We start from the raw sequence: 22,233 nt of genomic DNA, 5'->3' as shown, positions 1-22,233 counted from the left end.
CGGCCACGCAGGGGGCGCGATGATCTTCGAGACGGAGCGACCCGGCGCAGGCCGGGCCGACGCGATCGTGCGGGCCTACCTGACCGAGGTCGCGTCGCGGTGGTACGGGCGCGCGGCGACGTCGGCCGAGGTCGACCGTGCGCTCGACGAGGAGCCGTACGACGACCTGCAGGGTGACTCCGGGGTGTTCGTCGTCGCGAGTGAAGGGGAAGCCGCTGCCGCCTGCGCCGGCGTGCGCTTCGTGGGTGCCGTCGGCGAGCTGACGAAGGTGTTCACACTGCCGGAACACCGCGGCCGAGGCATCGGTTCGGCGCTCCTGCGCCACGTGGAGGACTTCTGCCGAGACCGCGGGACCACGTCGCTGCGGCTGGACACGCGGGCCGAGCTCGCCGAGGCCTGTGCGCTCTACGAACGGCTCGGCTTCGTCCGGGTGTCGCCGTTCAACGATGATCCGTACTCGGACCGCTGGTACGCGAAGTCGCTCAGGGGAGCGTGACGACGAGCTTCCGGGCGGAGACACCGTCGCGGAGCTCGGCCAGGGCGTCGGGGATCGCGGCGAGTCCCGATCCGACGACGGAGGCGGTCGGGGTGGCACGGTACCGACCCGTGCGGAGCGCTTCGGGCAGGAAGTCGCGGTAGATCGCCGGGCCGACCTCGGACTCCGTCGGGCGGCCACCCCAGATCGCGGTGATGTGCACCCCGTGTCGGCGCTCGAGCCGCGCACGGATCGTCGTCACCGGTGTCGGGTACGCGGATGCGAGCCGGCCGGAGCCGGTGGCCGTCCGGACGATCGGGAGCGTGCGGGTCAACGAACCCTGACCGAAGGCGAGGGTGCCGGCGAGCTCCCGGTCGCCGAGTGCGTCGAGGATGCGGCGTGCGGCACCGTCGTCGCGGTAGTCGAACACGGCCTCGGCCCCGAGGCCCTGCACGAACCCGTGGTTCTTCGGCGATGCGGTGCCGATCACGGCGTACCCGGCGGCGCGGGCGAGCTGGACGGCGTTGGCACCGACGCTCGTGGACGCACCCCACACCAGGACGACGCCGTCGCGGTCGACCGTGTCTACCGTCGGCAGTGACAGTGCGAGCTGGTCCGGTTCGAAGAGACCGGCCGCTGCGGTCGAGACGGCGAGTGGCAGGACCGCCGCCTGCTCGGCGGACAGGTCGTCGGGCACCGGGGTCGTCACGCGTTCGAGCAGCAGGACCTGGTGCTGGAAGGCGCCTTCGGCAGCGCTGTTCCGGTGCTGTTCCTGCCCCGCCGCGTGCCCGACGACCCGGTCGCCCACGCGGAACCGCTCGACGTCCGGGCCGATCGCGACCACGGTGCCGGCGACGTCCGACCCGAGGACCGCGGGGAACCGCAGCTTCGGGAACACCAGGTGCCGGAAGAGCCCGCTGACGGCGTCGACCGGGTTGACCGCGACGGCCTCGGCACGGACGACGAGTTCGCCGGGGCCGGGCTGGGGGACCGGAGCGGGTCCGACGGCGAACCGTCCGGTCGACGTGGTCCACAGTGCTGCGTTGCCGGATGACGACATGGTGTCCCGATCTCTTGCTCGAAGTGAGTCATGACACGACGTGTCATCGCCCAGTCAACCATGACACGCCGTGTCATCGCCACTACTGTGAACACATGCGTTGGTCTCCGGATGCCCGAGGGCGACTCGAACGAGCGGCGTTCGAGTTGTTCGCCGAGCAGGGCTACGAGGCGACGACCGTGCCGCAGATCACCGCACGGGCCGGACTCACGACCCGCACCTTCTTCCGGCACTTCGCCGACAAGCGCGAGGTGATCTTCGCCGGCGACGAGATCCCCGACCTCGCCCGGGCCGCCATCCAGGGCGCGCCGGCCGGGGTCGACCCGCTCGACATCGTCGTGCGCGGCCTCCGCACCGTCGCCGACGAGCGGTTCGAGGGGCGTCATGACCAGGTCGGTTCGGTGCGGCGGCTGGTGCTGTCCGAGCCGTCGCTCCGGGAGCGCGACGCACGGAAGCGTGCCGACCTGACGGACGCCGTGCGCGAGGCCTTCGTCGGCCGCGGGCTCGACCCGTCCGAGGCGGCGGTCATCGCCGAGACGACCGTGATGCTGTTCCACCTGGCGCTCGAGGCCTGGCTCACCGGACCGGCCGAGCGCCGGATGGCCGACATCGTCGACGAGCAGCTCAGTGCGCTCCGTGGGGTGCTCGATCGGCGGCCCGCAGCGTCATGAACACGTCGACACCGTCGTCGGTGTCGAGCACGAAGCCGTGTCGTTCGTACAGTCGGCGGGCAGGGCTGCCCACCAGCACGTTGAGCCGAGTCGAGCCGTCGTGGGGCTCGTCGAGGACGGCGCGCAGCACGGTCGACCCGACCCCACGGCCCTGGACGTCGGGCGCGAGGTAGAAGTGCTCGACCCAGCGGACGCCGTCCTCGTTGCGCACGGTGATCGAGCCCACGTCGCGGCCGTCGACCACGACGATGCGGGTCAACTGTGGCTGGAACGCGTCGCGGAGGCGCTGTCGCACACGCGCCTCGTCGAACACCTCGAGTCGTGTCAGGTCGTCGCGCAGCACCACGGCCCGGAGCTCGACGAGCCACTCGAGGTCTTCGGTGGTGCTGTTCCGCAGTGCGACGTCCATCCGCTCAGCCTACGAACCCCGCGAGCGCTCAGACCGCACTGCGGAGCGAAGTGACCATGCTCCGCAGGATCTGACGGGCCTCGGTCTGCTGGTCCGCGGTCAGGTCGGTGAGCATCCGCTGCTCGACCCCGCGGATCGCCGCACTCGCCTGCGCCAGGCTCCGTCGTCCGCTGTCGGTCAGCTGCGTGGGGAGCGCCTTGCCGACCGACGGCTCGGTGGCACGGGTGACGAAGCCGTCCCGCTCCAGGGTCTGCAGCAGCACGTTCATCGACTGCCGGGTGACGAACGTGCCGCGCGCGAGCTCGGAGTTCGACAGGCCGGGTCGCTGCGCCAGCAGTTCGAGGCAGGAGTAGTGCGTCACCGTCATGCCGAGTGGGCGCAGCACGGCTTCCATCGAGGCACGGAGGGCGCTCGCGGTCTCCTTGAGCAGGTAGCCGATTGACGTCTCGAGGTGGATGCCGGTGTCGTCTTGACGCATGTCAGTAGTCTGACATAGGTTGTCCCGTGTCAGAAGACTGACACGAACCTGAGGAGCACCACATGCCCGTCACCGGCCCCGACTTCATCTCCCTGCAGACCCGCGACCTCGATGCCTCGCAGGCGTTCTACGAGCGGTACCTCGGTCTCGTCCGTTCCCAGGCCGGCCCGCCGCACGCCGTCGTGTTCGAGACGACGCCGATCGCCTTCGCCCTGCGTGACATCGTCCCCGGCACGGACCTCGACGCGGTGGCACAGCCCGGCATCGGCGCTGCGATCTGGCTGCACGCGACCGACGTCCAGGCGATCCACGACGCGCTGGTCGCCGACGGGCACCGGATCGTCTCGGCGCCGATCGACGGCCCGTTCGGCCGGACGTTCACGTTCGCCGACCCCGACGGCTACCACGTGACGCTCCACGACCGCGCCTGAGCCCCGGAGCCGGCCATGCGTCGGGCGCGGGCGGCGCGCCGGACGCGGGGCGGGCCTCCAGTCCGTCGCCGGAGCCGACCGTCACGCTTCGTCACGATCCGTGACGGTCCGAGGTGTCCGACGTAGCGTCTCGACCCGTGACCACCAGCAGCGAGCACCGGCAGATCCGCTTCAACGCGTTCGACATGAACTGCGTCGCGCACCAGTCCTCCGGACTGTGGCGGCACCCCCGCGACCGGTCGCGGGACTACCGCGACCTGACCTACTGGACCGACCTGGCGAAGACGCTCGAGGGCGGGGCGTTCGACGGCATCTTCATCGCCGACGTCCTGGGCACCTACGACGTGTACGGCGGCTCGAACGAGGCCGCGCTCCGCACCGGGTCGCAGGTGCCCGTGAACGACCCGATCCTGCTCGTCTCGGCGATGGCGTCGGTGACCGAGCACCTGGGCTTCGGCATCACGGCCGGCACCGCGTACGAGCACCCGTACCCGTTCGCCCGACGCATGTCGACGCTCGACCACCTGACGAAGGGCCGGGTCGGCTGGAACGTCGTCACCGGGTACCTGCCGAGCGCCGCACGCAACATGGGCCAGACGGACCAGCTGTCGCACGACGACCGGTACGACGTGGCGGACGAGTACCTCGAGGTCCTCTACAAGCTGTGGGAGGGCTCGTGGGAGGACGACGCCGTCGTCGCCGACCGCGAAGCCGGGGTCTTCACGGACCCGGCGAAAGTGCACCCGATCGAGCACCACGGGACGCACTTCGACGTGCCGGGCATCCACCTGTCCGAGCCGTCCGTGCAGCGCACGCCCGTCATCTACCAGGCGGGCGCGTCGCCGCGCGGCATCCGCTTCGCCGCCGAGAACGCGGAAGCGGTCTTCGTGGGTGCACCGACCGTCGAGCAGCTCGCGTCGACCGTCGCGAAGGTCCGGGACGCCCTGGAGGCAGCTGGTCGCGACCGGTACGCCGCCCGCGTCTACACGCTGCTCACCGTGATCACGGACGCCACCGACGAGCTGGCCCAGGCGAAGTACGAGGACTACCTGTCGTACGCGTCGGAGCTCGGTGCGCTGGTGCTCAACTCCGGCTGGATGGGCGTCGACCTGTCGCAGTGGGACCCGGACCAGCCCCTCGGCGACGTCGAGTCGAACGCGATCCAGTCGGCGGCGGCGAACATCGCGGCAGCGACCGGCGAGGACGGGTCGAAGTGGACGATCCGCGACCTGGCGCGGCAGACGGCGATCGGCGGGCTCGGCCCGGTGGCGGTCGGTGGGGGAGCGACCATCGCCGACCGGCTGCAGGAGATCCAGGAGCTGACCGACGTCGACGGCTTCAACCTGGCGTACGCGGTCACCCCGGGCACGTGGGAGGACGTCATCGAGTTCGTGATCCCGGAACTCCGTGCCCGCGGGGCCTACCCGGAGGCGTACGAGCCGGGTTCGCTCCGGCAGAAGCTGCACGGCCGCGGGGACCGGCTGCCCGACGAGCACCGTGGGGCGTCGTTCAGGATCGGGAGCCGGGCGGTCGTAGGCTGATCGGGTGATCGAGTCGTCCGTGGTCGTACGTCCTGCGGCCCCGGACGAGACCGACACCTGCATCGACCTGTGGGCTGCGGCCGTGGCGGCCCGTGACGGCGTCGCCGAGGACCCGGCGGTCCGGGAGCGCGCCCGGCAGAAGTTCGCCGCTGACCACGTCGCCTGGCTGGTGGCGCCCGGACCGGACGGCGCGGTGGACGGCTTCGTGCTGGTCACGGCACCCGGCACCGGACGGTCGACGGACCCGGCGGACGCCGCCTACCTGTCGTTGCTCGCGGTGCGTCCCGGCGTGCAGGCCCGCGGGGTCGGACGGTCGCTGCTGTCCGAGGCCGTGCACGATGCCCGGGTTGCCGGCCACCCGCGCGTGGTGCTGCACGTGCTCGGCGACAACGACCGGGCGGTGCGGCTGTACGAGGCGGGCGGCTTCGTGGCGACGGGCGACGAGTTCGCGCACGCGCTGAGCGGAGTCACCACCCGCGTGTACGTCGCGGGCTGACGCTGGCTACGCGTCCCGACCGTGCACCGGCGTCCACGTCGGGTAGGTCGCCGAACGCCCGTCGCCCGACGACGTGCGGGTGATCCGGCGCTGCAGCCACGGCAGGACGTACTCACGGTAGTAGCGGAGCTCTTCTCCCAGGCGGGCCCGGGTGGCGCCGGCATCCGTGGGCTCGACCGGCACGGGGCCGTCGAGGACCGCGTGCAGCGCCAGGTCCGCGACGCGCTGGTGCCCGGTGGCGTTCATGTGCAGCCGGTCGTCCGACCAGAACTCGGCGCGGCCGAGGTGCGGGTCGCGGGAGACGTCGACGAACGGCAGGCCGCGGCGTCGGGCGAGGGTGCCGAGCGCCTCGGCCCAGGCGTCACCGCGGCGGTTGATCAGGGAACCGAGGGGCAGGCGGGCGCTCGGGTCGGCCGGGCTGAGGAGCGCCAGGCGTGCGCCGGTGGCCTCGACCCGGTCGGCGGCGGCCTCGACCTGCCCGATCAGCGCGTCCACCTCGAAGCGCGGGCGCAGCAGGTCGTTGCCGCCGGCGCAGAAGGTGATCAGGGTCGGCGCCGGGTCGAGCGCGAGGGCGGCCTCGAGCTGACCGCCGAGGACCCCGGCGAGCAGTCGGCCGCGCACCGCGAGGTTGGCGTACGAGACGTGGGCGTCCGAGGCGCCCGCCATCGCGCTCGCGAGTCGTCCGGTCCAGCCGGGGAACGGAGCGGCCCCGGCGTCGCCGATGCCCTCCGAGAAGCTGTCGCCGATCGCGACGTAGCGGATGGTGTCGTGCATGCGCCCATCATCGTGCACATGCCTGTGCAGGTTCCCGGCACGACAGTCGTACCGGGAACCCGCATCAGCGAACCCTCACAGCACCGACTTCGGGACCCGGTGCAGGGTGACTGCGCCGACGGCGGCGAAGGGGTGCAACGGGTCCGGCGCGGTGGAGCCGGTCGGCCCGCCGAGCTTCGAGTCACCGACCGCGCTGAGCACCGCGTAGGCGTCCTCGGCGGTCCAGCCGTGCTCGTCGACGAGGAACGCGAAGGCGTCCTCGTACCCGCGCCGGACGCTCTCCTGCACGGGGTCGCCGAGACCGACGAACAACCAGTCGTCAGCGGTCTCGATGCGGGGTGCGCGGAGCACGGGGCCGCCCTTGACCAGGTCGACGGAGACGATCGCGGTGCCCTGGGCCTCGATGGCGACGAACGACGACTCGCCCTCGGCCATGAGCGCGTGGATGTCGCCGATCGACAGCAGTGCACCGGGGACCCGGACGGGCAGGGACACGATCGAGCCGGGGCGGGCCTCGGTGACGTCCATGTTGCCGCCCTCCGGGTAGGCCGGCATGATCGTCGAGTTCTCACCCTCGGCCGGGGCCGTCCCGATGCACCCGATCATCGGCCGCACGGGGAACCGGTGCCGGTCGGACACCTGCACCGTGCCGTCCGAGATCGGGCATCGGCGGGCGAAGACCCGGTCGCCCATCACGTGCTGCAGGGCCCCGGAGCCGGGCAGGGACACCGACCACCCGTGCGTGGTCAGCTCGATGGCGTGGATGGTCACCACGAGGGTGTCGCCGGGTTCTGCCCCCTCGACGAACACCGGGCCGGTCACCGGGTTGATCGGTGCCTGCAGCTGCGCCATGTCGTGGTGCTGGTCGAGTTCGGCGTAGACGGCGTCGGTGGTCTCGAAGCCGATGGTCTCGCCGGTGCCGGGGCGGACCCGCAGCACGGGCTCCCGGTCTGCGGAGAACCCGGGGCGGCCGAGGGTGTTCGGCAGGAAGTGGTCCGGGGTCATCGTGCGTCCTCCGTCGTCGGTTCTGCTTCCGAGCCGACCTCGGTGGAACGGCCGGTGCGTCGGTAGTACAGGAACACGGCCGCGCCGACGATCAGCCAGACGATGCCGCCGACCTTCGCCTCGACCGCGGCGTTCAGCAGGACGTACCCGATGATCAGGAACCCGATCAGCGGCACGACCAGGTGCAGCAGCCAGTTGCGCGACTTCCCCTTGACGACGTGGTGCACGAAGACGGACACGTGCAGGAGCATGAAGCCGAACAGCGCGCCGAAGTTCACGAGCGACGAGATCGTGTCGATCTGCCCGACGAAGAACAGCACCAGGATCGCGGACAGCACCGAGACGACGATGATCGCGTTCTGCGGCACCTGGCGACCGTTGAGCTTGTGCAGGAACGCGGGCAGCTGACGGTCGCGGCTCATCGAGAAGAGGAGGCGGCTCGTCGCGGCCTGCGCGGCCATGGCGTTCGCGATGCCGACGGCGAGCACGTTGACGGCGAAGAACGCGGTGGCCCACCCGCTCGACGACGCCTGCTCGACGATGGTGAAGAAGGCGTTGCCGGCCTCACCCTTCGGGAACGCGTCACGACCCCCGGCGAGGGCGCTGGCGAGCCAGGTCTGCAGGATGAACAGGAACGCCACGATGACGAGCGCCAGGATCATCGCCGTGCCGGCTCCGCCACGACGGCCGGTGGACTCCTCGGACAGGGTGGAGATGCCGTCGAAGCCCAGGAAGCTCAACACCGCGATCGACAGCGCCGACGCGATGAGCGGGGCCGACACCTTGGCCGGGTCCCAGATCTGCGCGGTGCTGAAGGACGCGTCCGGGATCGTGCCGCCGGTCAGCGCGACGATCGCGATGACGACGAAGATCGCGACGAAGACGAGCTCGATGAGCAGGAAGATGCGGTTCGCGAGCTTGAGCGAGGACACCCCGGCCAGGTTGATGACGGTGTTGATCGCGACGAACACGAGCGCCCACAGCCAGCGGGGCGTGCCCGGGAAGATGCCGACCATGCTCTCGGCGGCGAACACGTAGAGCAGCGTCGGGACGAGCAGGTAGTCGAGCAGGATCGCCCAGCCGGCGAAGAACCCGGCGGTGGGGTGGATGCCGCGGCCGACGTACGAGAACACGCTGCCGGCGAGGGGGATCGACTTCGCCATCTGCGCGTAGGCCAGAGCGGTGAAGATCATCGCGACGAGGCCGACCAGGTACACCAGCGGCACCATGCCGCTGGAGGCGTTGTAGACGGTCCCGAAGATCGCCCACGGGGCGATCGGGACCATGAAGACCAGCCCGTAGATGAGCAGGTCGGTGGTGCTGACGGAGCGCTTGAGCTCCTGCTTGTAGCCGTAGGCCTCGAGCTGCTGCTGTGCGGAGAGCTCGCTGTGCTGCTGCGACATGTCGGGTTCCGTTTCGGGTGGAGGGACGGGTGCGGCTGTGGGGGGTGGGGACTTCCGGTCTGGAGGCGCGGGGCGGGCCCGCCCCGCGCCTCCAGGGATGGTCGTGGCCGGGTCAGGCGTCGTCGTGCGCGGCCAGGAAGGCCCCGACGACCCGGCGGAACTCCGCCGGCTGCTCCAGGTGCGAGCAGTGGCTCGCGCCGGGGAAGACGTGCTGTCGGACGTCGGCGATCCGCTCGACGAACGGGGCCCACGTGGCGGGGGTGGCCTCGTCGTGCTCGCCGGCGACGACGAGCGTCGGCACGGCGACGCGGTCGAGCCGGTCGACGATGGTCCAGTCGCGCATCGTGCCGACGACGTGGAACTCGTTCGGGCCGTTCATCGTGTGGTAGACCGTCGGCTCGCGCTCCATCTGCTCCTCGGAGTCGACGAAGTCCGGATGGCTCGGGACCACGCGGCAGACGTGCCGCTCGTAGAAGACCTGCGTCGCCGCAAGGTACTCGGGGTCGTCGACGGTGCCGGCCGTCTCGTGCCGGGTCAGGGCGTCCTGCACGTCGGCGGGCAGCTGCGCGCGGAGCTCGGCGGCGCCGTCGACCCAGAGCTGCATCGACGCGGGGGAGTTGCAGATCGCCAGCGAGCGGAGGCCCGCGGGCTGCTGCACCGCGATCTCGGCGCCGAGCATGCCGCCCCACGACTGCCCGAGCACGTGGTGGTCGCCGAGCCCGAGGTGCTCGACCAGGGCGGCGTACTCGTCGACGAACAGCTGCGGCTGCCAGGTGTCGGCCGGGGCGTCCGGGCGGTGGGTGCTCCGGCCGCAGCCGAACTGGTCGTGGTGGACGACGGTCCGGCCGGTCTCGTCGGCCAGGGCCGCGAGGTTCCGGAGGTAGTCGTGGGCCATGCCGGGCCCGCCGTGCAGGACGACGAGGGGCAGCGCGCCGGCGACCGGGGTGTCGGGCGTGGTGACCCGGTACCAGGTCTCGCCGTCGCGGAACGGCATCGTGGATTCGGTGATGCTGGACATGGGGGTCAGCATGGAGCGGAAAAAGGTCCCACGCAATACCTTTTCTGCTGCCTTAACGTGGTCGTAACACCGTGAAGGGGGGTCCGTGTGTCCGATCGTGCGACCGAGACGCGCGTCGACGAGGTCGAGGACCGCCTCGTGACCGCCGTCGCCGTGGGCGAGTACCTGCCCGGCGCGAACCTGCCGCCGGAACGCGAACTGGCCGGCCTGCTCGGCGTCGCCCGGGTCACCGTTCGCAGTGCGATCGCCCGGCTCGTCGAACGGGGGCTGCTCGAGACCCGTCGAGGCCGGGGCGGTGGCACGTTCGTCCGCACCGAGTGGCCGGACAGCTCGTCGGACGCCGTCGGGCGGGTGCTGCTCGCGCGGTGGGAGGCGATCCAGGACACCGCCGACGCCATCGCGCTGCTGCACGGGGCGCTCGCCACGGCCGCCGCGGAACGGGTGACCCCGGAGGACGCCGCCCTGATCCGGGCACGGCTCGAGGTGTTCCGCGACGCCACCTCGGGCCTCGAGAAGCAGCAGGCCGACGCCGTGCTGCACCGGACGATCATCGACGCCGCGCGGAACGACGCCCTGCGGACGGCGCTCGCCGGGTTGGAGGCGCAGATCTCCATCGCCGCTCCGGCGCACCTGTGGGGCACGGCCGAGGGCATGGCGGAGATGGAGACCCGTGCGCTCCACGAGCACGAACGGCTGGTGGACGCGGTGTGTTCTGGCCGCGCACCCGAGGCGGGCGTGATCGCCCGGCAGCACGTCGGGATCGACGTCGAACTGCTCGAACGGGCCGTGCGGCGGACGGGGCAGGTGCCCCGGCACTGAGGGGCGGTCTGTCGGTCGGTGTGTTGCTTCTCGGTTGGTCGGTCGGTGCGGCGGTTGCTCGTCAGTGCACGGCGGGTGCCGGCACCGGGTAGACGTCGTCCGGCATCGGCCACGGCGCCCACTTCGGCCGCGGCGCGTACACCAGGTACGGCTGCGGCGTCGGGTAGCTGACGAGCTCGAGCGTCGATCCCCACGGCGTGCGGGTGTAGACGAACCGGTTGCCGGCCCCCGCCTCGTCACCACGCAGGTCGCGGGGGTCGGAGTTCCGGGTGCCCCCGGCCGCCTCGACCCGGGCGAGCGTCTCGTCCAGGTCGTCGGCGTAGATCGCCAGGTGCTGCCACCCCAGGTCGGACGGGTGTGCGGCGTACCGCTGCTCGGGTCCCAGGTACTCGAACAGCTCGAGCCCCGGGCCTTCGGGCAGCGCGAGCATCCGCATGGCCCCCTGCGCCATGGTGCTCGGGATCCCCAGGTACCCGTGGGCCTCGGGACTGCTGTTCGGCATCTCGTCACGACGGCGCATGTCGTACAGGACGACGGCGTCGAACGCCGCCTCGAAGAACTCCGTGGCTGCGTCGATGTCCGGCACCGTGACGCCCACGTGATCGATCCTGATTCCCCTGCTCATGGTCGATTCGTACCACCGGCAGTCGCCACCGCTTCTGTCCGGGCGAGGTCCGTGCGGGGTGCGTGCCCATCGATGCGGCAAGCCGCAGTGCGGGTCTCCTGCGACCTTCCGGAACGGTCGTTCCAGGACGGGGGCTGGGACACACGACCGTTACACGAGGGAAACGGCGGGGGCGAAGTCGCTCCGTAGCTTCGTGCTCAAGCACGCACCGCCCCGCTTCCCACTCCCTCGGAGGACGCCATGGCTACCGACATCGCGACACCAGTCGCCGCGCCCCACGCCCCCACCACGACCGCCGCTCCTGCCCCGGCGGGTGCCGGCGTCGTCAAGCCCGGGTACGACCCGGCGCTCACGAACGAGGACCTCGCCCCGCTCCGCGAGCAGCGCTGGACGAGCTACAACTTCTTCGCCTTCTGGATGTCGGACGTGCACTCGGTCGGCGGCTACGTCACCGCCGGGTCGCTCTTCGCCCTCGGCATCGCGAGCTGGCAGGTGCTCATCGCCCTGGTGGTCGGCATCCTGATCGTGCAGGTCTTCGCGAACCTGGTCGCCAAGCCGTCGCAACGCACGGGAGTGCCGTACCCCGTGATCAACCGCGCGGTGTTCGGAGTGCTCGGCGCGAACGTCCCCGCCATCATCCGCGGTCTCATCGCGATGGCCTGGTACGGCGTGCAGACCTTCCTGGCGGCACAGTCGCTGAACATCATCTTCCTCAAGTTCATCCCGGCGTCGGCGGGGCTGCTCGACCACTCGTTCCTCGGGCTGTCGGCCCTGGGGTGGATCTCGTACGCGATCCTCTGGGTGGCGCAGGGGGCGCTGTTCTGGATGGGCATGGAGGCCATCAAGCGGTTCATCGACTGGGCCGGACCGGCGGTCTACGTGGTGATGATCGTGCTCGCGGTCTACCTGGTCAGCCAGGCGGGCATCGGCAACATCTCGTTCACCCTGTCGGCGGGCGAGCCGCTGTCGTTCGGGGCGTCGATCCCGGTGATGCTGTCCGCGGTCGCCCTGGTGGTCAGCTACTTCTCCGGCCCGATGCTGAACTTCGGTGACTTCTCGCGCTACGGCCGGTCGTTCCGGGCGGTCAAGCGCGGCAACTTCTGGGGACTGCCGATCAACTTCCTGTTCTTCTCGGTCCTGACGGTGCTCTGCGCGAGTGCGACGGTGCCGGTGTTCGGCAAGCTCATCACCGACCCGATCGAGACCGTGCAGGCCATCGGAGCACCCTTCGCGATCCTGCTCGGTGGCCTGACGTTCGTCACCGCGACCGTCGGCATCAACATCGTCGCGAACTTCATCAGCCCCGCGTTCGACTTCTCGAACGTGGCGCCCCGGAAGATCTCGTGGCGTGCCGGCGGCATGATCGCCGCCGTCGGCTCGGTGCTCCTCACCCCGTGGAACTGGTACGGCAACGACCAGGCGATCCTGTACACGCTCGGTGTGCTCGGTGCGCTGATCGGCCCGCTGTTCGGCATCCTCATCGCGGGCTACTACATCGTCGGCAAGCAGCGCATCGCGATCGACGACATGTACTCCACCAGCCGCACTGCCCGGTACTGGTACCGCGGCGGCTTCAACCCGAACGCCATCTGGACCCTCGTGGTCACCGGCGCGGTCTCGGTCGCGAGCGCGGTCCTGCCCCCGGCGCTGGGCGTGCTGCCGTGGCTGTCGAGCTACAGCTGGTTCATCGGCTGCGGCCTGGGCCTCGTCGTCTTCTGGGCACTCGAGCGCGCCCGGCCGAGCATGCCCGTGCTCGACGCGGACGACCCGACGGTCGACGACGGCGCGGCCGTCGGTCGCGCCTGACCGTCGGCGTCGCGGCCCGTCCTCCACAGGGCGGGTCGCGACGCTCGCTCGTCCACGGATCCACACCACGGCCGGGAGGTCCGCCCCGGCCCCGCCACGATGGTCACCACCCAGCACCACCGGTTCCACCGCTCCACTCGTTCCACCCGCTCCACCGGAAGGACCCCGATGCGCATCCGCGTCGTCAACCCCAACACCACCGCGTCGATGACGCGTTCGATCGGCGTCGCAGCCCAGGCCGTCGCCGCGCCCGGCACCCTGATCGAAGCGGTCGAGCCCACGATGGGGCCGTCCTCGATCGAGAGCCACTACGAAGAGGCCCTGGCCGTCCCCGGGTTGCTCGAGCAGATCGCCCGCGGTGAGCAGGACGGGGTGGACGCCTTCGTCGTCGCCTGCTTCGGGGACCCGGGGCTCGACGCCGCGCGGGAACTCGCGACGGTGCCGGTGATCGGGATCGCCGAGGCCGGGTTCCACGCCGCCGCGATGCTCGGCCGCCGGTTCGGCGTCGTCACCACCCTGGCGCGGACGACCGGCCGCGCCCACGAGCTCGCCCAGCGCTACGGGTTCGCACCGCTCGTCACCGAGATCCGTGCGTGCGAGGTCCCGGTGCTCGAGCTCGACGACCCCGCGTCCGGTGCGCGGGCGCTCGTGACCGAGGAGTGCCGAGCCGTCATCGACGGGGGAGCCGATGCCGTCGTGCTCGGGTGTGCGGGCATGGCCGACTTCTGCGCCGAGATCTCGCTCGCGATCGGGGCGCCGGTCGTCGACGGTGTCGCGGCTGCCACGGTCCTGGCCGAGTCGCTCGTCCGCCTCGGGGTGTCCACGGGCAAGCGTGGTGAGTACGCCCTGCCGCCGACGAAGGCGATGTCGGGGCTGCTGGCCGGCTTCGAACGCCACCCGGTGGCGGTCGCGACGGCCGGGGCGGGCGCGTGACGGGCCTCCCGGCGGCGGCCGCCACCGCCGACCTCGTCGTCCGCGCGCACCGAGCCTGGGTCGACGGCACGTTCCGTCCGGCCGCGGTCGTCGTCCACGACGGACGGGTCACCGACGTCCTGCCGGTCGATGCGGTCGTCGACACCGTGCAGGACCACACCGTGCCGGACGGGCAGGTACTGCTCCCCGGGCTCGTCGACACCCACGTGCACGTCAACGAGCCCGGCCGCACCGAGTGGGAGGGCTTCGCATCCGCGACCCGGGCCGCTGCGATGGGCGGTGTCACCACGATCGTGGACATGCCGCTCAACTCGATCCCCGCGACGACCACGGTCGAGGCGCTCGCCGTCAAGCGGGCGAGCGCCGAGGGCCGGGTGGCGGTCGACGTCGGGTTCTGGGGCGGTGCGGTCCCCGCGAGCCTCGGGACGCTCGACGCCCTGCACGACGCCGGCGTCTTCGGCTTCAAGTGCTTCACGGCGCCGAGCGGTGTGGACGAGTTCCCGCACCTCGACCCCGAGCAGCTCCGCGCCGCGATCGCCGAGATCGCGCGGATCGACGCCCTGCTGATCGTGCACGCCGAGGACCCGGAACACCTCGTGCCGCACCAGGCGCTCGGTGGCCGGTACGCGGACTTCCTGGCCACCCGGCCCGTCGCCGCCGAACGGTCCGCGATCGCGCAGGTCATCGACGGCGCACGGGCCACCGGGGCACGGGTGCACGTGCTGCACCTGTCCGACGCGGGCGCGCTGCCGATGCTCCGCGCGGCGAAGGACGACGGCGTGCGCATCACGGTCGAGACGTGTCCGCACTACCTGTCGTTCGAGGCGGGCACGATCCCGGACGGCGCGACCGCCTACAAGTGCTGTCCGCCGATCCGTGACGACGCCAACCGCGACGCGCTGTGGGCGGGCGTGCTCGACGGCACGATCGACCTCGTGGTGTCGGACCACTCGCCCTCCACCGCGGACCTGAAGACCGACGACTGGGGCCTGGCCTGGGGTGGGGTCGCCGGGCTGCAGGTCGGGTTCCGGGCGGTGTGGACCGAGGCCGAGCGTCGCGGAGTCCCGCTCCAGGCACTGCTGCCGCTGTTCACGACCGGTCCCGCAGCCCTGGTCGGGCTGCACGACCGCGGCGTTATCGCGCCCGGTGCGCTGGCCCACTTCGCCGTGTTCGACCCCGCTGCCCGGTCCGTGGTCGACGTCGCCGGGCTCGAGCACCGCAACCCGGTCTCGGCGTTCGACGGGCTCCGTGTGCGCGGCAGCGTCACCGAGACCTGGCTCCGTGGCCACCGCATCGCCACGGCCGACGGCGGCGTGGTGCGGGTCGAGGGTCGCCTGGCCGGTCGTCCCGTGCTCGCGTCGGAAACACCCCTGTAACGATCGTTCCGGTATCGTCGGATCAGGAACGGAAGGAACCACCATGCTCCCAGTGAACCCACCTGCCCGTCTCCTCATGGGCCCGGGGCCGATCGACGCCGACCCGCGCGTGCTCCGGGCGCTGTCGACGCCGCTCGTCGGCCAGTACGACCCGTGGATGACCGCGACGATGAACGAGACGCAGGCGCTCTACCGCCGTGTGTTCGGCACGCAGAACGACGCCACGCTGCTCGTCGACGGCACCTCGCGTGCGGGCATCGAAGCGGTGCTCGTGTCCCTGCTCGCCCCGGGGGATCGCGTGCTCGTGCCGGTGTTCGGCCGGTTCGGACACCTGCTCGCCGAGATCGCCGGCCGTGCCGGTGCCGAAGTCCACACCATCCAGACCCAGTGGGGCCAGGTCTTCACGCCGTCCGCGATCGAGTCGGCCATCGCCCGCGTCCGGCCGAAGGTGCTGGCGGTCGTGCAGGGCGACACCTCGACCACGATGAACCAGCCCCTCGACGAGCTCGGTGTGATCTGCGAGCGGTACGGGGTCCTGCTCTACACCGACGCGACCGCGACCGTGGGTGGCAACCCGCTCGAGGTCGACGCCTGGGGGATCGACGCCGTGAGCGCCGGGCTGCAGAAGTGCCTCGGCGGCCCGTCCGGCAGTGCTCCCGTCACGCTGTCGCCGAAGGCCGTGGCGGTGCTCGACGAGCGGCGGAGCGTCGAGGCCGGCATCCGCGAACCCGGCGACGTCGTCGCCGACGAACCGATCCGCTCGAACTACCTCGACCTCGCGATGATCCTCGACTACTGGGGTCCGCGCCGACTGAACCACCACACCGAGGCCGCGTCGATGCTCTACGCCGCCCACGAGTGCGCCCGCATCCTGCTCGAAGAAGGCCGCGACGCCGTCGTCACCCGCCACGAGACCGCCGGGCGCGCGATGCTCGACGGCGTGCAGGCCCTCGGCCTCCGGGTCTTCGGCGACGTCGCCCACAAGATGCACAACGTCGTCGCCGTCGAGATCCCGTCCGACGTGGTCGGCGACCAGGTCCGCGCCGCGATGCTCGACGACCACGGCATCGAGATCGGCACGTCGTTCGGGCCGCTGCACGGGCGGGTCTGGCGCCTCGGCACCATGGGCTACAACGCGCGGAAGGACACCGTCGTCACGACCCTGGCCGCGCTCGAGCACGCCCTGCGTCGGGCAGGGCACGCGGTGCCGCACGGCGGCGGGGTCGACGCGGCCCTCGACGTCTTCCGCGACACCACCGCCACCGCCACCGCACGCGCCCAGGCCGAGGTGCTCGCGTGAGCGCCGTGCCCGTCCTGAACGCGACCGCCGTGGGCACCGCCGACGCCGAACTCGTCGCCGGCTGGTGCGACGAGCTCGCCGCCCTCAGCGCCGAACCGGCCCGGATCACCCGCGTCTACCTGTCGCCGGAGCACGCTCGGGCCAACGCCCTCGTCGCGGGCTGGATGCAGGACGCCGGACTGTCCACGTGGCAGGACGCCGCCGGCAACCTGCACGGTCGGGCCGCGGGCGCGACGCCCGACGCCCCCGTGCTGCTGCTCGGCTCCCACCTGGACACCGTGGTGGACGCCGGCCGGTACGACGGCATCGTCGGGGTGCTCATGGCGATCCGCACCGCCGCCCGGCTCACCGCCGACGGCCCGCTGCCCGTCGCACTCCAGGTCATCGCGTTCTCCGACGAAGAAGGCACCCGCTTCGGCAAGGCACTGCTCGGGTCGTCCGCCGTGGCCGGGGTCTGGGACGACGCCTGGTGGGACCTTGCCGACGATGACGGCACGACCCTGCGGCAGGCCTTCACCGACTTCGGCCTCGACCCGGAGCGTGTCGGTGACGCTGCGGTCGACCCGGCCTCCGTGGTCGGCTACCTCGAAGCGCACATCGAGCAGGGGCCGCACCTGGAGCAGGCCGGCCAGGCCCTCGGGGTCGTCACGAGCATCGCGAGTGCCCGGCGGTTCTCGGTCGAGGCCGTGGGTGAAGCCCGGCACGCCGGCGGCACCCCCTACGAACGACGGCACGACGCCCTGCTCGCCGCTGCCGAAGCGGCGTTGGCGGTGGAACGGATCTGCCGGGCGTCGCACCAGGTCGGCACGGTCGGCACGATGACCGTCGAACCCGGAGCCGTCAACGTGGTCCCCGGACTCGCACGGTTCTCCGTCGACCTGCGGGGCGAGTTCGACGACGAGCGCGACGAGGTCTGGGACGAACTCACCAAGGCCTTCACGCTCATCGGTGAACGGCGCGGGGTGAGCGTCACCCCGACCGAGGTGCACCGTGCGCCCGCGGTGTTCTGCTCGCCCCGGCTGATGGACGCCGTCCGCGCCGGGATCGTGTCGACGGGCGAAGCCGCACCGATGGAGCTGTTCTCACGAGCCGGCCACGACGCGATGTCGCTCGGGCTCATCACCGACGTCGCGATGCTGTTCCTCCGCAACCCCGACGGCATCAGCCACCACCCGGACGAGTTCGTGTCGACGCCGGACATCGCCCTCGGCCTCGACGCCCTGGCCGTCGCCGTCGATCGGGTGGCACGCGCATGAGCACCGCCGGCCCCGACGTCCGCGCCCGGATCGACTCCGTCTGGGAACAGCTCTCGCCCGCGGAACGACGAGTCGCCGCCATGGTGCGGCACGATCCGGAACTCCTGCTCGTCGGCACCTCCGCTGAACTCGCGGCCGAGTCCGGCACCTCGAAGGCCACGGTCTCGCGACTCGTGCGGTCCCTGGGATTCCAGGACGCCGCCGAGGTCCGGCAGAACCTGATGTCGGCGCGGGGCTCGGGCCTGCCGTGGGTCGCCGAGGACGCCGCCCACGTCGACCAGCGTGCGGTGGAGACACGGAACCTCGACGCAGCCTTCGCGTCCCTCGGCCGAGCGGACCGGCCGCGGCTGGCCCGTCGGATCGTCCGTGCCCGCCGGGTGCTCGTCCTCGGCGAACGCGGGGCCTACCCGATCGCGCTGCAACTGCGGTCCCAACTGGCGCAGGTGCGGTCCGACGTCCGGGTCGGTCCGTCGCCCGGGCAGCGGCTCGGGGAAGAGGTCGCCGACCTCGACCGGCACGACCTCGTCGTCCTGGTGACCGTGCGCCGGCACACCGCCGGGGTCGAACGGATCGTCCGGCACTGCGTCGACTCCGGCGCGGACGTCGTCGTGCTCGGCGACCCGACGGCCGCGGTCATCGCCGCTCCCGCCACCACCGCGATCCTCTGCCCGGTCGACTCACCGTCGGCGTTCGACTCGATGGCCGCGCTGTTCGCCGTCGTCGCGGCGATCACGAACGACGTCTACGACGCCTCGGGTCCCGGTGGCCGGGTGCGGGTCGACGCCGTCGCCACCGCCTACGACGCCCTGGGGGAACTCGCAGCGCCCTGATCGCCGTCCCCGCCGCGCAGCTCGGCGGCGAGCGAGGCGTTGCGGTCGGCGATGAGCTTCGGCATGTACCGGGCCAACGCGAGCACCTCGGCCAGGCGGCCCAGCGGACCGAGCGGAGCGCGGAACGTGATGGTGTCGACCATGCGCGTCCCGCCGGCCGACGGCTCGAACCGGTGCTCGTGGTGGAAGCGGGCGAACGGCCCACGCACCTGTTCGTCGACGAACCGGTGGGGAGCCTCCAGGGCGGTGATGCCGCTCGTCATCTTCCAGACGATCCCGAAGTGCCGCGCCCGCCAGGTGACGGTCTCGCCCAGGCCGATCGTGCCGGTCGTCGTGCCGGCGACGGCGCGTTCGTCGGTCGCTGCCATCGAGCGCTCGTGCGCGCCGATGTCGAGCGACAGTGCGAAGGCGCGCTCCGGCGGCACCGGCAGTTCCGTCACGACACGGAACGAGACGGTCACGACGTCGGCCAGATCGTCGGGGCGGACCGGTCGTCGTCGGCATCGCTGATCTCGGGGACCGAGAGCACCAGGCGCTCGGTGCGGAGGGTGACGGGCTGCACAGAACGAGCCTAGCCACGACGGCGCGGGCGGTAGCGTCGGGGGATGACGTTCGACGCGCTCCCGTTCCCGGTCATCGACGGCCACAACGACCTGCCCTGGGAACGCCGTGACAGCCACGACTCCGGCGTCGACGGCATCGACACCGAGACCGACTCGCTGCACACCGACATCCCGAAGCTCCGTGCCGGCGGCGTGGTCGGGCAGTTCTGGTCGGTGTTCGTGCCCGCGGACGACCCGGACCCCGTGACGACCACCCTGCAGCAGGTCGATCTCGCACACCGGATCATCGAGCGTTACCCCGACGACCTCGCGCTTGCCCGCACCGCCGCCGAGGTCCGTGCGGCGGTCGACTCCGGCCGGATCGCGTCCCTGCTCGGCGCCGAGGGCGGGCACTCGATCGGCGACGACCTGGCCGTCCTCCGCACCCTCGCGCGGCTCGGCGTCCGGTACATGACGCTCACACACAACGACGACACCCCCTGGGCCGACTCCGCGACCGGGGAACGGGCGCACGGCGGCCTGACCGACCGCGGGCGACAGGTCGTCGCCGAGATGGAGCGGATCGGCATGCTCGTCGACCTGTCCCACACCGCCCCGGCCACCATGCGGGACACCCTCGACATCGCGACCCAGCCCGTCGTGTTCAGCCACTCGTCGACCGTCGCGATCGACGACCACCCGCGGAACGTGCCCGACGACGTGCTCGCCCGGCTCGCCGACAACGGTGGCGTCGTGATGATCACCTTCGTGCCGAAGTTCGTGTCGCGGGTGTGGGCCGACTGGGAGGAGTCGGGCATGGCCGGCGAACCGCCCCTGGTCACGGTGTCGGACGTCGCCGACCACGTCGAGCACGCCCGCGACGTCGCCGGTGTGGCGCACCTGGGCCTCGGCGGCGACTACGACGGCACCCCGGTGCTGCCGCCGGACCTGCGCGACGTGTCGCGGTACCCGGTGCTCGCGGCGGAGCTGGTCCGCCGCGGCTGGGGCGAGTCGGACCTGCGTGCGCTGGCCGGCGGCAACGTGCTGCGGGTGCTCGAGGCGACCGACGAGCGGTTCGCCCTGACGGCGTTCGTGCGCTGACGCGGTCGATCGCGCCACGAAAGCGACTCTCCTCGGCGCTGGTCGTGCTCACTCCCGCGAAAGCGACAGAACCCTGCGAACCTTCCGCGGACACCTGTCGCTTTCGCAGGCCGGGACCCGGGCGTGGATGCGCGAATCGGGTCCGGCGCGCACGCGCCGTCACGAACAGGACCACCTGGGGTCCGGTGGCTAGGATCGGGCGCACACCGCGCCTCCAGGAAGAGCGATGCGCGACCTGAGCTGCGAAGGACGGACCGGATGAGCGGCACCATCTACGAGAACATCTCCCAGGCGTTCGGCAACACCCCCCTCGTCAAGCTGAACCGCCTGCCGAAGGCGGGCGGCGCCGAGGTGCTCGCGAAGCTCGAGTTCTACAACCCGGGCGCCAGCGTCAAGGACCGCCTGGGCGTCGCGATCATCGACGCCGCCGAGGCCTCCGGAGCGCTGCAGGCCGGCGGCACCATCGTCGAGGGCTCGTCCGGCAACACCGGGATCGCCCTGGCCCTGGTCGGCGCCGCCCGTGGGTACCGGGTCGTCATCACGATGCCCGAGACGATGAGCGTCGAACGCCGTGCGGTGATCCGTGCGTACGGGGCCGAGATCGTCCTGACCCCCGGGCCCGAGGGCATGAAGGGCGCGGTCGCCAAGGCCGAGTCGATCGTCGCGGAGACCCCCGGCGCGATCCTCGCCCACCAGTTCGAGACGGCCGCGAACGCCGAGATCCACCGGAAGACCACGGCGGAGGAGATCCTCCGCGACACCGAGGAGCACGTCGACGTGTTCGTCGCGGGTGTGGGCACCGGCGGCACGATCACCGGGGTCGGGCAGGTGCTCAAGGAGCGCGTGCCCGGCGTGCAGATCGTCGCCGTCGAGCCGAAGGACTCGCCCCTGCTCACCGAGGGCAAGGCTGGTCCGCACAAGATCCAGGGCATCGGCGCGAACTTCATCCCCGAGGTCCTCGACCAGAGCGTCATCGACGAGGTGTTCGACGTCGAGCTCGACGACGCACTCCGTGTCGCCCGCGCCCTGGCGACCGAGGAGGGCATCCTGTCGGGCATCTCGTCCGGCGCGATCATCCACGCGGCCCTCGAGATCGCCGCCCGCCCCGAGAACGCCGGCAAGCGGATCGTCGCCATCGTGTGCGACACCGGAGAGCGCTACCTGTCGACGGTGCTCTTCGAGGGACTCACTGCGTGAGTCGTCCCGTCCGACGAGGCGTGCTGCGGACCATCCGCGAGGACCTGGCCGCAGCACGCCGCGGTGACCCTGCTGCGCGCGGCGACCTGGAGAACGCGATCGTCTACTCCGGGTTGCACGCCATCTGGACGTACCGGGTGACCCACCGGCTCTGGAACGCACAGGGGCTGCCCGGGTCGCGGTTCGCGGCGCGGCTGCTCGGGCAGGTCGCGCGGTCGGTCACCGGGATCGAGATCCACCCGGGGGCGCGCATCGGCCGCCGGTTCTTCATCGACCACGGCATGGGTGTCGTCATCGGGGAGACCGCGGTCATCGGGGATGACGTGCTCGTGTTCCACGGTGTGACCCTGGGTGGACGCGGTGGCGACCACGGCCCGAGCGCCCGACGGCATCCGGTGGTGGGGGACCGCGTGGTGCTCGGCGCGGGGTCGTCGCTCATCGGGGCGATCACGATCGGTCCGGACTCCGTCGTCGGCGCCAACACCGTGGTCACGAAGGACGTACCGGCGGGGTCGGTGGTCACCGGGGTGGCCGGGACGCCTCGTCCCCGGTCCGGGCACGAGGGCGTCCCGTCGCTCTGAGCGCGTCGCACCGCGCCTGGCACGCAAAACACCGGTGTTCACGCATTGCACCCCGGCGTGCGGGTGTTCAGGACGCGAACACCGGTGTCTTGCCGGTGTCACCGAG

The 22,233-nt window shown here is 71.7% G+C and carries 24 protein-coding genes; 15 read left to right on the top strand and 9 right to left on the bottom strand.

Going from position 1 to position 22,233, the window contains the following annotated elements; all coding sequences use genetic code 11:
• Positions 1–19: 19 nt before the first annotated feature.
• Positions 20–496, top strand: a complete 477-nt coding sequence (locus ACL00U_RS12615) for a GNAT family N-acetyltransferase (RefSeq protein ID WP_412873458.1) — start codon at positions 20–22, stop codon at positions 494–496.
• Here ACL00U_RS12615 and ACL00U_RS12610 read toward each other — a convergent pair.
• Positions 483–1,535: a zinc-binding alcohol dehydrogenase family protein gene (locus ACL00U_RS12610; protein WP_412873457.1), complete on the bottom strand. Its 1,053-nt coding sequence runs from the start codon at positions 1,533–1,535 to the stop codon at positions 483–485. The two genes, ACL00U_RS12615 and ACL00U_RS12610, sit on opposite strands and share 14 nt — an antisense overlap.
• A gap of 95 nt (positions 1,536–1,630) precedes the next feature.
• On the opposite strand from ACL00U_RS12610, the gene ACL00U_RS12605 reads away from it, so the two are divergent.
• A complete protein-coding gene (locus tag ACL00U_RS12605; protein ID WP_194590678.1) occupies positions 1,631–2,206 on the top strand; it encodes a TetR/AcrR family transcriptional regulator in 576 nt (191 codons plus the stop codon).
• Here ACL00U_RS12605 and ACL00U_RS12600 read toward each other — a convergent pair.
• Entirely contained in the window at positions 2,160–2,615 is a 456-nt protein-coding gene (locus tag ACL00U_RS12600; protein WP_194590677.1) for a GNAT family N-acetyltransferase, read from the bottom strand. The two genes, ACL00U_RS12605 and ACL00U_RS12600, sit on opposite strands and share 47 nt — an antisense overlap.
• A gap of 28 nt (positions 2,616–2,643) precedes the next feature.
• A complete protein-coding gene (locus tag ACL00U_RS12595; RefSeq protein WP_194590676.1) occupies positions 2,644–3,093 on the bottom strand; it encodes a MarR family winged helix-turn-helix transcriptional regulator in 450 nt (149 codons plus the stop codon).
• Between the two features lie 62 nt (positions 3,094–3,155).
• Between ACL00U_RS12595 and ACL00U_RS12590 the strand changes: the two genes are divergently transcribed.
• The 3 genes from ACL00U_RS12590 (at position 3,156) to ACL00U_RS12580 (ending at position 5,561) form a co-directional block, all read left to right on the top strand.
• Positions 3,156–3,524, top strand: a complete 369-nt coding sequence (locus ACL00U_RS12590; protein WP_017888480.1) for a VOC family protein — start codon at positions 3,156–3,158, stop codon at positions 3,522–3,524.
• Positions 3,525–3,661: 137 nt separating this feature from the next.
• Positions 3,662–5,065, top strand: coding sequence for an LLM class flavin-dependent oxidoreductase (locus tag ACL00U_RS12585; RefSeq protein ID WP_017888481.1), 1,404 nt, complete (start codon positions 3,662–3,664; stop codon positions 5,063–5,065).
• A gap of 4 nt (positions 5,066–5,069) precedes the next feature.
• Positions 5,070–5,561 (top strand): N-acetyltransferase family protein, encoded by a 492-nt coding sequence (locus ACL00U_RS12580; RefSeq protein ID WP_412873456.1) that lies wholly within the window; start codon positions 5,070–5,072, stop codon positions 5,559–5,561.
• A 6-nt stretch (positions 5,562–5,567) separates the two neighbouring features.
• Here the strand turns inward: ACL00U_RS12580 and ACL00U_RS12575 are convergent, their stop codons facing one another.
• From ACL00U_RS12575 to ACL00U_RS12560, 4 genes are all read right to left on the bottom strand, one after another.
• The gene (locus ACL00U_RS12575) at positions 5,568–6,335 is read right to left on the bottom strand and encodes an SGNH/GDSL hydrolase family protein (protein ID WP_412873455.1); all 768 of its coding nucleotides are present in this window, start codon (positions 6,333–6,335) and stop codon (positions 5,568–5,570) included.
• Between the two features lie 75 nt (positions 6,336–6,410).
• A complete protein-coding gene (locus ACL00U_RS12570) occupies positions 6,411–7,340 on the bottom strand; it encodes an acetamidase/formamidase family protein (protein WP_412873454.1) in 930 nt (309 codons plus the stop codon).
• Complete coding sequence (locus ACL00U_RS12565; protein WP_017888485.1) at positions 7,337–8,743, bottom strand: APC family permease; 1,407 nt, start codon at positions 8,741–8,743, stop codon at positions 7,337–7,339. Before ACL00U_RS12565 ends, ACL00U_RS12570 begins: the two co-directional genes overlap by 4 nt.
• Positions 8,744–8,855: 112 nt before the next feature.
• On the bottom strand, positions 8,856–9,761 hold the full coding sequence (locus ACL00U_RS12560) for a proline iminopeptidase-family hydrolase (protein ID WP_284761008.1): 906 nt from the start codon (positions 9,759–9,761) through the stop codon (positions 8,856–8,858).
• An 87-nt stretch (positions 9,762–9,848) separates the two neighbouring features.
• Between ACL00U_RS12560 and ACL00U_RS12555 the strand changes: the two genes are divergently transcribed.
• Positions 9,849–10,580: a FadR/GntR family transcriptional regulator gene (locus tag ACL00U_RS12555; protein WP_017888487.1), complete on the top strand. Its 732-nt coding sequence runs from the start codon at positions 9,849–9,851 to the stop codon at positions 10,578–10,580.
• A gap of 61 nt (positions 10,581–10,641) precedes the next feature.
• On the opposite strand, the gene ACL00U_RS12550 is transcribed toward ACL00U_RS12555, so the two are convergent.
• Positions 10,642–11,205, bottom strand: a complete 564-nt coding sequence (locus ACL00U_RS12550) for a VOC family protein (protein WP_042538151.1) — start codon at positions 11,203–11,205, stop codon at positions 10,642–10,644.
• Between the two features lie 240 nt (positions 11,206–11,445).
• Between ACL00U_RS12550 and ACL00U_RS12545 the strand changes: the two genes are divergently transcribed.
• From ACL00U_RS12545 to ACL00U_RS12520, 6 genes are all read left to right on the top strand, one after another.
• On the top strand, positions 11,446–13,011 hold the full coding sequence (locus ACL00U_RS12545; RefSeq protein WP_194589811.1) for an NCS1 family nucleobase:cation symporter-1: 1,566 nt from the start codon (positions 11,446–11,448) through the stop codon (positions 13,009–13,011).
• A 168-nt stretch (positions 13,012–13,179) separates the two neighbouring features.
• Entirely contained in the window at positions 13,180–13,944 is a 765-nt protein-coding gene (locus tag ACL00U_RS12540; RefSeq protein WP_259552860.1) for an aspartate/glutamate racemase family protein, read from the top strand.
• Complete coding sequence (allB, locus tag ACL00U_RS12535) at positions 13,941–15,320, top strand: allantoinase AllB (protein ID WP_259552858.1); 1,380 nt, start codon at positions 13,941–13,943, stop codon at positions 15,318–15,320. Before ACL00U_RS12540 ends, allB begins: the two co-directional genes overlap by 4 nt.
• 43 nt (positions 15,321–15,363) lie before the next feature.
• Positions 15,364–16,620 carry a pyridoxal-phosphate-dependent aminotransferase family protein gene (locus tag ACL00U_RS12530; protein ID WP_259552856.1) on the top strand — a complete coding sequence of 419 codons (1,257 nt, stop codon included), beginning with the start codon at positions 15,364–15,366 and terminating at the stop codon, positions 16,618–16,620.
• Positions 16,617–17,876: an allantoate amidohydrolase gene (locus ACL00U_RS12525; RefSeq protein ID WP_140449028.1), complete on the top strand. Its 1,260-nt coding sequence runs from the start codon at positions 16,617–16,619 to the stop codon at positions 17,874–17,876. The genes ACL00U_RS12530 and ACL00U_RS12525 overlap by 4 nt, the downstream gene beginning before the upstream one ends.
• Positions 17,873–18,706 (top strand): MurR/RpiR family transcriptional regulator, encoded by an 834-nt coding sequence (locus ACL00U_RS12520; protein WP_412873453.1) that lies wholly within the window; start codon positions 17,873–17,875, stop codon positions 18,704–18,706. Before ACL00U_RS12525 ends, ACL00U_RS12520 begins: the two co-directional genes overlap by 4 nt.
• On the opposite strand, the gene ACL00U_RS12515 is transcribed toward ACL00U_RS12520, so the two are convergent.
• Entirely contained in the window at positions 18,673–19,167 is a 495-nt protein-coding gene (locus ACL00U_RS12515; protein WP_056070522.1) for an SRPBCC family protein, read from the bottom strand. The genes ACL00U_RS12520 and ACL00U_RS12515 overlap by 34 nt on opposite strands.
• Positions 19,168–19,311: 144 nt before the next feature.
• Here ACL00U_RS12515 and ACL00U_RS12510 point away from each other — a divergent pair, with 144 nt between their 5' ends.
• From ACL00U_RS12510 to epsC, 3 genes are all read left to right on the top strand, one after another.
• Positions 19,312–20,349 carry a dipeptidase gene (locus ACL00U_RS12510; protein ID WP_017888497.1) on the top strand — a complete coding sequence of 346 codons (1,038 nt, stop codon included), beginning with the start codon at positions 19,312–19,314 and terminating at the stop codon, positions 20,347–20,349.
• 258 nt (positions 20,350–20,607) lie between these two features.
• Positions 20,608–21,546: a cysteine synthase A gene (gene cysK / locus ACL00U_RS12505; RefSeq protein WP_017888498.1), complete on the top strand. Its 939-nt coding sequence runs from the start codon at positions 20,608–20,610 to the stop codon at positions 21,544–21,546.
• On the top strand, positions 21,543–22,127 hold the full coding sequence (gene epsC / locus ACL00U_RS12500) for a serine O-acetyltransferase EpsC (RefSeq protein WP_235045701.1): 585 nt from the start codon (positions 21,543–21,545) through the stop codon (positions 22,125–22,127). The genes cysK and epsC overlap by 4 nt, the downstream gene beginning before the upstream one ends.
• Positions 22,128–22,233 lie beyond the last annotated feature (106 nt).

Origin of the sequence: Curtobacterium poinsettiae (genome assembly GCF_047226435.1) — a bacterium.
In the GTDB taxonomy this organism is placed as follows: Bacteria; Actinomycetota; Actinomycetes; order Actinomycetales; family Microbacteriaceae; genus Curtobacterium; species Curtobacterium poinsettiae.
The sequence above is the reverse complement of the archived record's forward strand: the minus strand, read 5'-3'. Positions and strand labels throughout refer to the sequence as shown.

What these genes read in the sequence shown, in the direction of transcription:
- ACL00U_RS12615 (WP_412873458.1), top strand. Translation starts at nt 20, where the DNA reads ATGATCTTCGAGACGGAGCGACCCGGCGCAGGCCGGGCCGACGCGATC.
- ACL00U_RS12610 (WP_412873457.1), bottom strand. Translation starts at nt 1,535, where the DNA reads ATGTCGTCATCCGGCAACGCAGCACTGTGGACCACGTCGACCGGACGG.
- ACL00U_RS12570 (WP_412873454.1), bottom strand. Translation starts at nt 7,340, where the DNA reads ATGACCCCGGACCACTTCCTGCCGAACACCCTCGGCCGCCCCGGGTTC.
- cysK (WP_017888498.1), top strand. Translation starts at nt 20,608, where the DNA reads ATGAGCGGCACCATCTACGAGAACATCTCCCAGGCGTTCGGCAACACC.
- ACL00U_RS12575 (WP_412873455.1), bottom strand. Translation starts at nt 6,335, where the DNA reads ATGCACGACACCATCCGCTACGTCGCGATCGGCGACAGCTTCTCGGAG.
- ACL00U_RS12510 (WP_017888497.1), top strand. Translation starts at nt 19,312, where the DNA reads ATGACGTTCGACGCGCTCCCGTTCCCGGTCATCGACGGCCACAACGAC.
- ACL00U_RS12595 (WP_194590676.1), bottom strand. Translation starts at nt 3,093, where the DNA reads ATGCGTCAAGACGACACCGGCATCCACCTCGAGACGTCAATCGGCTAC.
- ACL00U_RS12545 (WP_194589811.1), top strand. Translation starts at nt 11,446, where the DNA reads ATGGCTACCGACATCGCGACACCAGTCGCCGCGCCCCACGCCCCCACC.
- ACL00U_RS12590 (WP_017888480.1), top strand. Translation starts at nt 3,156, where the DNA reads ATGCCCGTCACCGGCCCCGACTTCATCTCCCTGCAGACCCGCGACCTC.
- ACL00U_RS12600 (WP_194590677.1), bottom strand. Translation starts at nt 2,615, where the DNA reads ATGGACGTCGCACTGCGGAACAGCACCACCGAAGACCTCGAGTGGCTC.
- ACL00U_RS12540 (WP_259552860.1), top strand. Translation starts at nt 13,180, where the DNA reads ATGCGCATCCGCGTCGTCAACCCCAACACCACCGCGTCGATGACGCGT.
- ACL00U_RS12605 (WP_194590678.1), top strand. Translation starts at nt 1,631, where the DNA reads ATGCGTTGGTCTCCGGATGCCCGAGGGCGACTCGAACGAGCGGCGTTC.
- ACL00U_RS12560 (WP_284761008.1), bottom strand. Translation starts at nt 9,761, where the DNA reads ATGTCCAGCATCACCGAATCCACGATGCCGTTCCGCGACGGCGAGACC.
- ACL00U_RS12565 (WP_017888485.1), bottom strand. Translation starts at nt 8,743, where the DNA reads ATGTCGCAGCAGCACAGCGAGCTCTCCGCACAGCAGCAGCTCGAGGCC.
- ACL00U_RS12520 (WP_412873453.1), top strand. Translation starts at nt 17,873, where the DNA reads ATGAGCACCGCCGGCCCCGACGTCCGCGCCCGGATCGACTCCGTCTGG.
- ACL00U_RS12550 (WP_042538151.1), bottom strand. Translation starts at nt 11,205, where the DNA reads ATGAGCAGGGGAATCAGGATCGATCACGTGGGCGTCACGGTGCCGGAC.
- ACL00U_RS12530 (WP_259552856.1), top strand. Translation starts at nt 15,364, where the DNA reads ATGCTCCCAGTGAACCCACCTGCCCGTCTCCTCATGGGCCCGGGGCCG.